The 12,920-nt window shown below is 40.2% G+C and carries 7 protein-coding genes; 2 read left to right on the top strand and 5 right to left on the bottom strand.

The window, feature by feature from the left end:
• Nucleotides 1-14: 14 nt before the first annotated feature.
• Nucleotides 15-1,745 carry a class I mannose-6-phosphate isomerase gene (locus HMPREF9455_RS01720; protein WP_006797844.1) on the bottom strand — a complete coding sequence of 577 codons (1,731 nt, stop codon included), beginning with the start codon at nt 1,743-1,745 and terminating at the stop codon, nt 15-17.
• A gap of 148 nt (nt 1,746-1,893) precedes the next feature.
• Here HMPREF9455_RS01720 and HMPREF9455_RS01715 point away from each other — a divergent pair, with 148 nt between their 5' ends.
• The gene (locus HMPREF9455_RS01715) at nt 1,894-2,622 is read left to right on the top strand and encodes a GntR family transcriptional regulator (RefSeq protein WP_006797843.1); all 729 of its coding nucleotides are present in this window, start codon (nt 1,894-1,896) and stop codon (nt 2,620-2,622) included.
• Nucleotides 2,623-2,771: 149 nt separating this feature from the next.
• Nucleotides 2,772-4,343, top strand: coding sequence for a sulfatase family protein (locus tag HMPREF9455_RS01710; RefSeq protein WP_006797842.1), 1,572 nt, complete (start codon nt 2,772-2,774; stop codon nt 4,341-4,343).
• Nucleotides 4,344-4,415: 72 nt separating this feature from the next.
• Here the strand turns inward: HMPREF9455_RS01710 and HMPREF9455_RS01705 are convergent, their stop codons facing one another.
• The 4 genes from HMPREF9455_RS01705 to HMPREF9455_RS01690 all read right to left on the bottom strand — a co-directional run bounded on the left by HMPREF9455_RS01705 (nt 4,416) and on the right by HMPREF9455_RS01690 (nt 12,918).
• On the bottom strand, nt 4,416-5,177 hold the full coding sequence (locus HMPREF9455_RS01705; RefSeq protein WP_006797841.1) for a DUF3823 domain-containing protein: 762 nt from the start codon (nt 5,175-5,177) through the stop codon (nt 4,416-4,418).
• Between the two features lie 19 nt (nt 5,178-5,196).
• Nucleotides 5,197-7,164, bottom strand: coding sequence for a RagB/SusD family nutrient uptake outer membrane protein (locus tag HMPREF9455_RS01700; protein WP_006797840.1), 1,968 nt, complete (start codon nt 7,162-7,164; stop codon nt 5,197-5,199).
• Between the two features lie 11 nt (nt 7,165-7,175).
• Nucleotides 7,176-10,346 carry a SusC/RagA family TonB-linked outer membrane protein gene (locus HMPREF9455_RS01695; protein WP_006797839.1) on the bottom strand — a complete coding sequence of 1,057 codons (3,171 nt, stop codon included), beginning with the start codon at nt 10,344-10,346 and terminating at the stop codon, nt 7,176-7,178.
• Between the two features lie 223 nt (nt 10,347-10,569).
• Entirely contained in the window at nt 10,570-12,918 is a 2,349-nt protein-coding gene (locus HMPREF9455_RS01690; RefSeq protein WP_006797838.1) for a GH92 family glycosyl hydrolase, read from the bottom strand.
• Nucleotides 12,919-12,920 lie beyond the last annotated feature (2 nt).

The following is a 12,920-nucleotide window of genomic DNA, read 5'->3' as shown; positions in this document are numbered from 1 at the left end:
TTGGTTCGATATTATTAAAACCGTACATACGCTTTTATTACAATACACTCCTGACCCACGGATTTTCCTGTCGGGGTAATTGTATATTCTTCCAAAGCCGCCGGTATTATAAATGTCTCTGCATAATGTACAACAAAAGGTTCAAACAGTCCCTTAGGGTCTTCTATTATAACTTCCTCACCTTCTACCAGGTTCAATACATTTACACTATTGCTGGTTTTATGAGATGTCTTTTTCGAAAAACGGAATCTTCTCGTCTCAATAAATTCGTTCGGGTGCAATCCGGTTTTTTCTTCCAGCCATCCATCGCCTTCAGATACAGTAGAACATACGTTCACCAGATTCTTATGTGTGTATTCCGTATCCCTTGTCCAGTCAATTACTTTTTTACCTCTTTCTACATTTATAGGGCGAGGTTTTCCATCAAGGCCCAATCGCTCCCAATCCCAAAGTTTAAATGTAAACAGGTTGGGTGTAGAACTGATTTCGAGTACAACCCCCTGTGGTCCGGAACAATGTACGGTTCCAGCCGGTATCAGGAAGTGGTCGTGTTTCTTGGCAGGAATCTTATTTGCGTACTTGTCTGCGTCGAATACGATTTCACCTCTTTCTGCCTTTTCCAGATCACTAATCATTTCGTCTTTGTTTATACCTGTTTTCAATCCAAGATATACAACAGCATCCTCTTTGGCATCAACCATATAGTAACTCTCGTCCTGTGTATAATGTATACCAAAAGATTCGTGTACAAACTGTGTTGTCGGATGTACCTGAAGACTTAGGCTTCCCCCTTGTACAGTATCCAGAAAATCGAAACGAATAGGGAATTCCTTTCCAAAGCGGGATTCAACAGGCTCTCCCAATAACTCACGGCTTTTCAGTAACACCAGATTTACTGCAGGCATTTCAAAGAGGGCTCCATTGACATTCAAGAATAGACTATTTTCTTCAGGGACGCAATCAAAACACCACCCATAATTCACATTCTCTTTATCCAAATCGAATGTCTCTCTCATCCACTGGCCGCCCCATGGCGCCGGATCAAAAAACGGAACTACCCGGAAAGGCTTCTTTATCGTTGTTTCAATACCACTGAAGAAAGTTTCCTTGTCTATCATTTTTGGTTGTTCCTTCACATGAGTGTCCATCCAATACGAAACCTTGTCATATAAGGTGTTCTTATGTGCATCACATATTTTCCAATCGTTAAAGTATCCTCGCTTGTGCTGTAAAGAAATGGCTTCATTTCTGTCGTCCAGCCCCAGAGCCATGATACTGCGTGAACGGAATCGCTGCTGAATCTCCCATCGCGCCATATCAATATATACAATACAGGCTGAATCGGGTACAACAAGTGATGCCCCGCTACCGATGACAATGGCAGTACTTTTGCTGTTTTTAATCTGATTTCGAGCTTCTGCTAATTTCTCCGTATCGAAATAGTCTATCATCGACAGGTTAGTCACATAACCGAACAAGACATCATCTGTCATAAACCGCTCTGTCATTTTCCGAATTTCATTTTCCGGTTTAAACAAATCCCTTGTCTTAAATATCAGGTCAGGTTCTATATTATTAATATGTGATATTACTTCATCTTCATGAACACCTACATACATATCTATACCAATAACAGAACATGTACTCAACGTACCTTTTAATGACTGTAAAATATCGCTCCATCCCTCTATTATAGCACCTTTGATCTTCGTTGCGGGATATCTGTCATAATTGGACTTCCTCATAGTATATCATTTATTAAACATTATTCAAAAAACAACATATGTTCATACATATATATCATTGTGCAAATATATGTATCTTTTTTTGTTTACCAATATTTTTTTACGTTATTTTGTAAAACAGTTGAACAATTCATATAAACAATAAGCTATGAAAATAGAAGTTAATCGTGAAAGCTCAAAACCTCTTCATCTACAAGCAGAGGAATTTCTTCGGAGGTTGATAGACGAAGAAGAATATAAAAACGGGAAGCTGTTGCCCAAAGAGATTGAATTGTCCAAACAATTTAATATATCCCGGAATACATTAAGACAAGCGATTAACAAACTTGTATTCGAAGGACTTCTTGTACGCAGAAAAGGATATGGAACCAAAGTCGCCCGTAAAGGCTTTGTGGGTGGCGTAAAAAATTGGCTGAGCTTCTCGCAGGAGATGAAAATGCTGGGGATAAAGATTAAGAACTTTGAGCTTTTTATCGGAACACAAAAAGTATATAAGGAGGTAGCTGATTTCTTTAATGTAGAAGTGGATACACGTTGCCTGAAACTTGAACGGGTTCGCGGAAGCGAAGAATACCCCTTTGTATATTTCATATCTTATTTTAATCCCAGTATACCTCTTACGGGAGAAGAAAACTTTAATATACCTTTGTATGAATTGTTAGAACATAATTATGATATAGTGGTTAAAACATCGAAAGAAGAAATATGCGCCAGACTAGCCGGAGATTTTATAGCCGATAAACTGGAAATATCTCCCAACGACCCTATACTAATCCGAAAACGCTTTGTCTATGACATTAACGATGTGCCAATAGAATACAACATTGGCTATTACAGGGCCGACAGCTTCACATATACACTGGAAGCTCAAAGATAAAAGCCTTTTCAATACAAAATAAAAGCCTTCTCCTCAGAAGGCTTTTTCTATATAGTTTCTTTTATTTTTCTTCATCTATTAGATATTTATTTAATATATTTGCATATGTATATACATATAGGATATACTCCGATTTTATTTAATATATCATGAAAAATTCACCTTTATACGCTTTCCTTGGCATCTCCGCATGCATCAGTAATGGAATCATAGCCCAAGACATTAAAAAACCGATGAATATCTTGTTCATCATGACCGATGATCATGCCTTTCAGGCATTAAGCGCATATGGCCATCCTATTTCGAAACTTGCTCCTACCCCCAATCTGGACCGGATAGCGCAAAACGGAATGCTCTTTAGTAATGCATTTGTAGAAAATTCTATTTCTACCCCCAGCAGAGCAACACTGCTGACAGGAATGTATAGCCACCAACATGGGCAAACTCATCTTGGTTACGGATTAAAGCCTGACAAAAAATTCTTTGTAGAATATCTACAGGATGCAGGCTATCAGACAGCATTGTTCGGTAAATGGCACCTGAGCGCTCAACCCAAAGGATTTGATACATATAAGATATTTGATGATCAGGGCGAATATTACAATCCAAGGTTCAGGACTTCGGAATCGGACGGAAAATATATACAGGAAGAGGGTTATGCAACCGATCTTGTAACTGATCATGCCTTGAACTGGCTTATATTCCGCGACAAAGACAAACCGTTCTGTGTATTGGTCCATCACAAAGCTCCTCATCGAAACTGGATGCCCGACCTTCAATACCTCGATTTGTATGAAGACGTTGAATTCCCCGAACCGGCAACTTTATTCGATGATTATAGTACAAGAGGCGAACAGATGAAAACACACGAACTATCTGTAGCCAACCATCTTGGATATGCCTTCGATCTGAAAGTATCCCAACTGCAAAACGAACCGACTCTGGATTATATTAAAGCGAGCTTTGATATGGCTATAAGTACATTAACACCTGAACAACTCAGAGTATGGAATGAATCGTATGATAAAAAAAATAAGGACTTCCTTGCCAACAGGCCGGAAGGAAAGAAACTCACCCAATGGAAATACCAACGATATATCAAAGACTATTGCCGCACCATAAAAAGTGTGGATGTTCAGGTTGGCAGGTTACTCGACTATCTGGAAAATAACAACCTTATGGAAAACACGATTATTGTATATACTTCCGATCAGGGCTTCTATCTGGGAGAACATGGACTCTATGATAAGCGCTTCATGTATGAGGAAGCTTTTAGGACACCGCTTATCATCGCTTTACCGGGAGCAAAAAAAGGGGCAAAATGTACGGAACTTGTTCAAAATATAGATTATGCGCCAACCCTTCTGGATGCCGCCGGAGTTAATAAACCCGGTGATATGGCCGGAGAATCACTGATACCATTATTGACCGGAACTTCTGATAACTGGAGAGATAATCTCTATTATCAATTCTATGATTATCCCGCTGTGGGAATGGCACGCAAGCATTACGGAATACGGGATAAAAGGTATAAACTTATACATTGGTACGGCAAAGGGGAAATCAACGACAAGGATATTGATAGTTGGGAATTATACGACCTGAAAAAAGATCCGACTGAAATCAACAACATATATAATGATGAAAAATATGTAAAAGTTAAAGAACGGCTTCATATACTTCTCGAAGAGAAAAGAAAAGAATTGAAAGTTACAGAATAGTATCAGAGGTAATATAAAAAGAAAACGCAAGATTGACCTTGCCGTTTCTTTTTTATACCCTCATTTGCTGTTTTAACTAGCTGGAATAGATACTTCTTTTACCTCGGTATAATTATAACGGTTTGTTGCATCAAAGGTAACAGAGGTGCGTACTCCAAACCTGATGAAATACTTTCGGGCATAGTCAGGGAAAGACTTTGATGCCGATGAAGTATTTATTGTAAAAGTAGTTCCGTTAGGTCCTAAAATCTCAGATGCTCCCACCCCCATTTTGGCGGGATCGCATTTAACCGAATAATTAGGGCTATAGCTAAAATCACCTACATAATCGGTTTCACTTATAAATAACCAACCTTCGACCAAAGGTTTCTGATATGTCGTATTATCAGATCCATATGCAACCTTTACCTTAACTGTTACGGTTCTGTCTGCATTTACAACCGGTTCGCCATCCCATTCTATCTTGAGGATAGGTTCTACCTCATACGTTTTTTCCACCGTACCGCTGATGGTCATCTTTTCTTCAGTTAACGGAACGAAAGCTCCTGAAGGTATAACCCCATATTCACCTTTGAATACCTTAGTATTATTGAATGTACCATCCATCTTACAATTAAAATCGTATGGTTGAGGCGTATCACTCCAGCTATACTCCATCATACGGATGCGTACACCTGTATTTCCAATAGCTGTTTGGAAAGGCTTATTTGTTCCTTTTTCAACAAACTTACCTCTGAATGTCTCTTTAGGCTCGGGATAATTGTCATCAGCACACGATGCCATTCCCAAGATCATCAATAGAGACAAAGCAATATATAATATAGTATTTCTCATATCATCAATATTTTTATTATTAATACCCCGGATTTTGCTTACAGTTCGGATTCTTAGTTATCTCACTCGTTGGTATTTGCTGATAATAATTCTTGGTGTCAAAATTAAAAATATAATTATTTCCGGCTTTTGATTCCATAAATCTTGAATCCAGAAAATACTTCTCTGCGTCGGTAGAATAAAAAGCATATAAAACTCTGTAACGCCTATTGGTTTGCTCATCATATATAACTCTCCAACGTTTCAAATCCCAATAAGTCTTATGTTCGAAAGCAAGCTCTTTTCTTCTTTCTGTCCTTACCACATTAATGTCACTCAAAGGAGCCGAGCTTGCCAATAATGTAGCTCCTGCCCGCTTTCTTATAAGATTGATACAACGAAACGCCTCCTCACGATAGCTTTCCCCTGTAGACGCCGTACTTACACCAGCAAGGAATAGCTCATTTGCAGCTTCGGCACGATTGAGCAATACTTCTGCATAGCGGATTTCAATCCAACTCTGACTTGATTTATTACCATTATTATCCGCCAGATTAGGGTCCAAATATTTGCGAAGATAGAAGCCACTGATATTTCCAAAATCCCATCCCGAAACGACACCACTTTCTCCGGCTCTTTTCATCTTACTAACACCATCCTTCAATAAGATAGCATTAGCAGCCTGATTATTGAAAGAAAAATCGCTTGAAAGTTTCAAATTACTTGATTCTCCATATACTACATTATAATCGGTGACACTTCCTTCAGGCATCAGCGGGCTAATACCCGTACCCACGGTCCCTGTCCATATTCCGCGGCGCAGGTCTATAGTTTTACCCTTAAACTGATCCATAGGAAGTATTACTGTTGCTCTTAAACGAGGTTCACTGTTTGCAAAAGCATCGAGCGGTGAATTATACAACAGATATTTTCCATTGGAATCCAGATTTTTAAATTTTCCATTAGAATCTTTATCTATACCGTCAAACATTTCAACAAAATCCAAAGTCGGGCAGATTTCCGAGTTATTACCCCCTGTAGATGTCTGCATTGGTTGTGCCGAATCATCAAAATTATGCACTGACTCCGGATTCTTAAAATACCTCACAAATATATTCTCCTTCGTATCCTTAAGGAAGATATTAACAAAATTAGTTGTTTGAGCGGTCTTATCCCCATCAGCCCATTCAGCTTCATAAAGGCCGTATGCTGTAGTTTCATCTAAAATTTTACTGGCTTCATAAGCCGCTTTGAAATAGTCGTTTGCACGGGTAGACGGAATTCCGCATATCCTTATTCCGTTGTACTCCTCACTGATTGTATTGTACTTAGCGATCGATCCTGCATGAAGCATGGTACGTGACTTAAATGCAGCAGCAACATACCTGTTTGCACGTCCTTTCTGATTCGTTTTGGGCAGGTTAGTTATTGCATAATCCAAATCAGAAGCGATGAGATCCCATATAGCCTCTTCCGAATCGCGAAAAAGCTTCGTACCTTCGACATCGACACTTGCCGGATAATCGATTACGAAATCCACCTTTGGCACACCACCATAACGTTTAACCAGTGAATAGTAAAGGAATGCCCTTATAAAGTAAGCCTCAGCCAGATAAGTATTATAGTTGGCCTGACTATGAGCCGATGCATATTTCGGAAGAGTTTCTATAAATAAATTGGCATCGCGGATCGCAGAATAAGCTGCATCCCAATAACTTGCACTTTCAGCTTCAGCTCCTTTGGTATCACGACCCAAGGCTTCTCCTGTCAAACCGGATTGTTGCTTATATTTTGTATCTGCATTATTGAACAAGCCGCTTTTTTCATAATTGTAGCGGAAATCTTCCATTGGGAGCCTGCTGTACATCCGCGCTATATAACTCATAGTACCTTCTGTAGTACCGAATATTTCGGGGTCACCGATTATATTCTTTGGCGGAATATCCAAATCTGTACATGCCATGAACAAACCCAGACAAAGTAATAATATATATTTTATATGTTTCATAATATTAATATTTAGAATTTTATATTCATTCCTACTGTAACAGTTTTATTGAGCGGGTAACTATATCCGTAATCACCTAATCCACCTTTACTATCGTCAGGATTTGTAAAAAATTCAGGATCCATATATTTTAATTTAGTAAATGTCAACAAATTATACGAACTTACATATACCCTAACATTCTGTATATTCAAAACCGAAAGCCATTTCTTAGGAAGCGTATATCCCAATTCTATATTCTTGAGTCTTAAGTATGCGCCATTTTGAATATTAAATTCAGAATTATAATTGGCACTGGTTCCTGTATAAGCATAATGTCCGCTTATCCATTCTGTCGCGGGATCGTAAGGGCTTGCTGTAGGGTCCGACGGACGCCAGCGATCCAAGAATTGTGTAAGAGCATTCGTATCTGCCCACAAAGGCTGGTATAAGAATTGTCTTGGAGCAACATAGCGTTTACCTCCGCCTTGCCATAGCATAGTAAGGTCTATTCCTTTCCACGATGCAGATATAGTGATTCCATAATAAATCAGCGGTGTCATACCGTTCATTGCAAGCGGATGCACATCCAGATCATTTATCTGTCCGTCACCGTTCCAGTCTTGATATTGATAATCTCCAAGAGTGCTACCTCGTCCAATATAAACAGGGTTATGATATATCTGATCCCAGTTGGTTATGCGTCCGTCTCCTCCATATCCCCACCATATATTATTATAGCGGTCGTTGTTATTCTCCCTCCAGTTCAGGTATGAATTACCTCTCTTCGATTGTTCGTAATATATTGTTTTTACACGGGTAAATGACATATTACCTTTCACCTGATAATCAAAATCACCTATTCTGTTACGATGACTAAGTTCCAGTTCGAAACCTCTGGTCAAATCGCTATTAAGGTTTTCCTGTGGTTGGGCAGCACCTACTATCCCCGGAATCGATTGCGCACGAGTCGCTAATAAGCCAGTACGTTTTCTCTGAAAATACTCGGCAGTTACACCCAAAAATCCATTCCATGCATCCATATCCAACCCTATGTTCAGCATATCGGATTTATACCAGGTAATAGCTGTATTTGCCAGCCCCTTATTGCTGGAACTATTGACGAATGACCCATCAAAAATATAACCTGAAGGCAGTCCTGCGCTATTACCGCCCGAAGCCGGATAATAATATCCTGTAAGAAAGTTATAGTCGTTTGTTGATGCATCATCAAGCATTCGCCCGTAAGATCCGCGTAGTTTCAGATTATCTATGAACTTAAGTGGTGATTTCTTAAAGAATCCCTCTTCCGATACACGCCAGGCCGCCATAACTCCGGGCGTTGTTGCCCAACGGGAATTATCCGGGAATCTTGATGAAGACTCATGCCTTAACGTAAACTCAGCCAGATATTTACCTGCGAAGTCATATTTAATACGTCCTACATAAGCATTATATGCATAATCGTAAAGGGAAGATGCTGCAGTAGACTGATTGATCTGCATTTTATCTGTTATACCTGTAAACAACTGATCTAAAGGCAATAACAACTGTCTATTACCATAAAAGTTATCACCTTCTTTATGTGTATTCTCATAGAGGGCCATTGCCGACACATTATGTTTGCCGAATTGCCGGTCGAAACCAATCTGAATATTCCATAAGGTTGCATCCTTTCCGTAAAAATACCGGGATACCTTATTCGGGGCATCACTCTGACCATTCCATGTTTTGGCTGCACCACCCGAGTCGTAAAGTTTATAAGCTTTCATAAACTCTTTATTGTCGTTCAACGTATAGTCGTAACTATACATGCCTTTCGCATACAAGCCTTTAACGAATGGCATATCATATCTCAATGAAGCATTCGATTGAAACCATTTACTTTTATATGAGTTAGCACCGGTTACCCCCTTGTTCATCATAGTGACAGGATTTTGCAATCCGCCATTAGTCGGTTGCCAGTATTGCCCTTCTGTTTCGTTATAGTAAACTTTATCCATCGGTTGCATAAGCCACATACCTCGTATAATATCATTGGAACTATACACTGATGATTGCCGCTCGTCGAGTAATCCGGCCAGATTTAAATCGAACCGGAGATTTTTAGTTATCTGAGAAGAAATATTACTACGAATAGTGTATTTCTCATAGTTAATAGCATTTGTCTTCAAGAAACTCTCCTGAGTCTGGTAACCGATACTCGCATAATAACTCAACGCCTCAGTACCCCCGGTAGCGCTTAGTGTGTGCATAGTCTGGGGTGCACTGCTGCGAAGAACCTCTTTTTTCCAATCGGTACTTTGCATTGTGCCATTGCGGTAAGCTTCGATCTGCTCATCTGTGTAAGGACGATTAGGGCCGTCTACATTGTGCATCGTACGTTCGTTGAATAGGGTCATCCAATCTACAGCATTTGCCAGATCGGGGAAGTTTGTAGGCATCTGCCAGGATACATTTCCCGAATAACTAAGGCTAACTTTTCCTTTCTCACCTCTTTTGGTGGTAACCAAAATGACACCATTTGCCGAGTTGACACCATAGATAGCTGCCGACGCGTCTTTAAGTACCGAAATACTCTCGATATCTTCTGCATCCAAACGCGCCATATTACCACGTGGCACTCCATCTATAACAATAAGCGGACTACCTAAACCACGTATATCCATCGATCCGCTAAATTGTCCGGGTTCGGATGAGTTTTGAACGACACGCAAACCTGCCACTTTTCCGGTAAGCATATTCTGTACACTCTCATTTTTAGTAGTGATAATCTCTTCATTCTTAATGGCAGAAACAGCACCTGTCAGTGTTGCTTTCTTTTGTACACCATATCCCACAACCACTACTTCGTCCATAAGTTTGCTGTCGTCTACCAATACTATATTAAGGGCATTAAATGAGGTTTGATTCCCTACTTTTATTTCTTGCGTTACATACCCGATAGAAGATATTACCAATGTAGAATTAGGGTTTACTTTTATCGAGAAACTCCCGTCTACATCAGTCGCTATGCCATTGGTAGTACCTTTCTCTACCACGCTTGCTCCTATAATGGCCTCATTCATTGCATCTTTTACAACACCTGAAACCTCTGTTTTGCTTTGCTGCGAATAAAGATTTGCAGAGGCCAGCAATAATATGGCACACATACAAATTTTAAGCAGGCTAAATAGATTTAAGAAGTTAACTTTAAATTTCATACTTCATAGTTTTTAATGTGTTTGATAAATCAATAATAAGTAAGAGATAGAATCTGATGATATACTTTCGAATCATAATTTATCCTTGTTATTTTACTTACTCAAATAATAAACAGGTTGGTAACCTTTGTTTAAATTTCATTTTCACTTAAACATTGCTAGGTAGCAGCATCAAACGAATCTTTCATTTTCATAGATTGAGTTTTTAGTTAATATTTCAGAATCATTTATTTAGTTCTGTGTTAGGTTTATCTGATAGCCTGATAGACATGCGGCCGCCTTTGATCACATCCGAGAAAGGCAGTTGAACCGTATTGTGCGGTTTTCCATTCACATCTATAGACCGTATGTAAATATTATCTTTGGTATTATTCAGTGTTTCTATCACAAACTCCTTACCCGGATAATAATCCTTGTTGAGCCTTATTGTGATCTTATCGAATAACGGACTGCCAATCTGGAATGTAGGATCTATCTCGGTCAAACCTTTTACATCGAAAAGTCCTATTGCCGCCATCACATACCATGCGCCCAGTTGCCCCTGATCTTCATCTTGCCCGTAACCATAGCCGTGTATGCCTTCTACTCCGTAGAATTCGTTACAGATAGCCCTCACCCATTTTTGAGACAGATACGGTTTCCCTGAAAAGTTGAACAACCATGAGATATGCAGATTCGGCTGATTGCCATGATTATAGTATGTATGCAAACCTGCAAATGCATCAATCGTTTGTCCACCTCCAAATATATTCTTCTGTGAAATCTGGAATGTGCTGTCGAGACGCACATTGAAATCATCTGCGCCTATCAGGCTTATAAGTTCATCTATTTGATGAGGTACATAGTATGTGTACTGGATTGCATTACCCTCCTGAAATCCTATCCACGGGGCAAAAGGGTCGAAGTCTTTTATAAATTCGCCCTTGTCGTCACGCGGACGTATCAGTTTTGTCTCAGGATCAAAGAGAGTCTTCCAGCCCTTCGATAGCTTCGATAAAAGTTTATAATCATCCTCCTTGTTCAAATGCTTCGCCATCTGAGCCACAGCAAAACTACTGAATGAATATTCCATTGTATGTGATGCTCCGAAACCGGAACCTTCGGGAGTCGTACGCATAGACAGGCCGGTTGTATAAGGCGAGTATCCCCTGTTTACAAACTGCTCTACATCCAGCTTACCGGCTCCTGCCAAACGGTCTTTTCCATCTACCTCATTTTTCAGGGCAGCCTCGTATGCAGTATTCACATCGAAGTCGCGAATACCACAATTATATGCTGCCGCTATAGCAAGACTGGTAAAATTAGTCCCCACACCCGACACATACTTGCTGCTAGCGATACCATCGCCTAACCATCCGGCATCTTTGTAGACCAGGAGCTGGCTCTGTATCCAGTCCGAATAATATTCGGGATAGGCGACTGCCCACAATTGGGTAAGATTCCAGAACCCGCCCCAAATAGCATCCGTATTATAATGATTATGAATTGGTTTTCCTTTTTCATTCAGAGCTATATGTCCTACTCCACCGTCATTTTTCGGATAAGCTCCGTTGACATCACTTGCCAATCCACGACCAAGCAGCGCATGATACAAGCCTGTATAAAATTTCACACGGTCGTTGTATTCTCCGCCTTCCACTTTTATGCGGCCAAGATATTCTTCCCATGTGTCCGTCGCATTTTTATGAGCTTTGTCGAAACTCATATTTTTAGCTTCGTTTTCCATATTCAGGCGTGCATTTTCAACAGATGTATAAGACAATCCTATCTTTACATTTACAGCCTCCTGCTCTTTGGTCTTGAATTTGAAATAAAGTCCGGCTCCGACACCTGTCTGAGTCTTCGAATCGGGATATACGGTATCTTTCACAAACGAGCCGAACGCAATCGGTTTCTTATCCAACTCGGCACTGAAATACATAGACACAGTAGCTCCTTTTTGATATATATCCACATATACCGGCGTAGTTGTAACCCATCCTTCTATACGTCCGTCGTCGGTATATGCCACCGAAGCTTCTTTCACATATCCGCTTTCGCCCTGACGGTTGCCGATATCGAATATCAGATTGGCTTCTTCTGATGCAGGGAACGTATAACGGTGAAAACCTACACGCTTTGTTGCCGTCAGCTCAGCTTTCACATTGTAGTCTTTGAGCAATACGGAATAGTATCCCGGAGAAGCGAATTCATCTTTTTTGTCGAATGATGAACGATAGCCGTTCTGAACGCTGTCCAATGCTCCCGGAACTGTCTGTAGTTTACCCACTGTAGGTGCAATGACTACACCGCCAACCTGAAATTCATGGAAATTAGCAAAACCCTCGATAGATGTATGCCGCGCATCGTAGCCGACAGCCTGCCATCCCCCTGTATTCCCCAAATGTCCGTCTGTAGACGGAGCAAGTTTAGCCATACCAAATGGAACCGCTGCCGGTGTATAAAAGAACCAGCGTGAGTGCGCAGTCCCGATGCCCGGATCTACATAATCCGACAAGAGGGGCTTTTTCTCGCAAGATGCTATTATACAAGAAAATGCAAGTACTGTGATTGGAATAATTCGTTTTATCATAT

The sequence above is a fragment of the Dysgonomonas gadei ATCC BAA-286 genome, assembly GCF_000213555.1.
Taxonomy (GTDB): Bacteria; Bacteroidota; Bacteroidia; order Bacteroidales; family Dysgonomonadaceae; genus Dysgonomonas; species Dysgonomonas gadei.
This window is presented reverse-complemented; position numbering and strand designations above follow the sequence as displayed.

Bases quoted from the DNA above. Each gene is read 5' to 3' on its own strand.
- HMPREF9455_RS01715 (WP_006797843.1), top strand. From the start codon at position 1,894: ATGAAAATAGAAGTTAATCGTGAAAGCTCAAAACCTCTTCATCTACAA.
- HMPREF9455_RS01695 (WP_006797839.1), bottom strand. From the start codon at position 10,346: ATGAAATTTAAAGTTAACTTCTTAAATCTATTTAGCCTGCTTAAAATT.
- HMPREF9455_RS01690 (WP_006797838.1), bottom strand. From the start codon at position 12,918: ATGATAAAACGAATTATTCCAATCACAGTACTTGCATTTTCTTGTATA.
- HMPREF9455_RS01710 (WP_006797842.1), top strand. From the start codon at position 2,772: ATGAAAAATTCACCTTTATACGCTTTCCTTGGCATCTCCGCATGCATC.
- HMPREF9455_RS01720 (WP_006797844.1), bottom strand. From the start codon at position 1,745: ATGAGGAAGTCCAATTATGACAGATATCCCGCAACGAAGATCAAAGGT.
- HMPREF9455_RS01705 (WP_006797841.1), bottom strand. From the start codon at position 5,177: ATGAGAAATACTATATTATATATTGCTTTGTCTCTATTGATGATCTTG.
- HMPREF9455_RS01700 (WP_006797840.1), bottom strand. From the start codon at position 7,164: ATGAAACATATAAAATATATATTATTACTTTGTCTGGGTTTGTTCATG.